1 protein-coding gene is annotated in these 851 nt (G+C 69.3%); it reads right to left on the bottom strand.

From position 1 onward, the window contains the following. On the bottom strand, window positions 1-839 hold an 839-nt coding region (locus tag AC1C2U_RS19360), incomplete at its 3' end, for an HNH endonuclease signature motif containing protein (RefSeq protein WP_495363410.1). Window positions 840-851 lie beyond the last annotated feature (12 nt).

Raw genomic sequence — 851 nt, 5'->3', positions numbered from 1 at the left:
GGTCTTCGTTCGAGTTGGTCGGCGAGTCTGGTTGGGGATTTCGTGGTGTGGCGCCATCGGCCGTTGGGGTCGAGCCATGTGGGCGGGCGGATTTGTGGCGCACCTTTTATCATGCGGATGCCCCAGTCTGAGGTGTCGATTGTGTGGTGGTGGAACCAGCAGAGGAGGACGCCGTTGTCGGGGTGGGTGGGTCCGCCGTCGGTGTCGGGGATGACGTGGTGGATCTCGCACCAGGATGCGGGCACGTTGCAGCCGGGGATGATGCAGCCGCCGTCGCGGAGGGTGATCGCTCGGCGTTGGTGGGGGGTGAAGCAGCGCATGGGTGAGCCGAGCCGGATGATGCGGCCGTGTCCGTCGAAGGTGACTTGCTGGGTTCCGCCGGTGCAGATGAGTTGCCGGGCGGCGTGGAGGGAGATGGGGATCTCGATGCCGTCGGCGTGGGCGACGCCGCGGCCGGTCTGCAGGTCGGCGGCGCGGACGCTGACGAGTACCGTGGGTGCGGTGCCGCCGATGGTGGGGTGTGCACTGGAGCGGGCGGCGGTGGCGATGATCGCGGCGATGACGTCGTGGCGTTGCTGGTCGGCGGTCCGGGTCTCACCGTTGCGGGCGATGTCGGCGCGTTCTTCGGCGGTCATGAACCCGCCACCTGATCGGGGTGCGAGGTGCGCATCGAAGAGGCGCAGGAGCCCGGCGGCGATTTCGGGGAGGAGTTCCCCGGTGACGGGGATGAGGCCGTCGCGGGCCCGTCCGAGGCGGAACCCGCGGCGCCGCATCGCGCGTTCGTCGTCGGGTTCGGGGCCGTCTTGATCGAGGAACGCGGCCCACGCCTGCGCTTGCACCCGAACCTCATC

This window comes from Agromyces sp. Y575 (assembly GCF_059445445.1).
The sequence above is the reverse complement of the archived record's forward strand: the minus strand, read 5'-3'. Positions and strand labels throughout refer to the sequence as shown.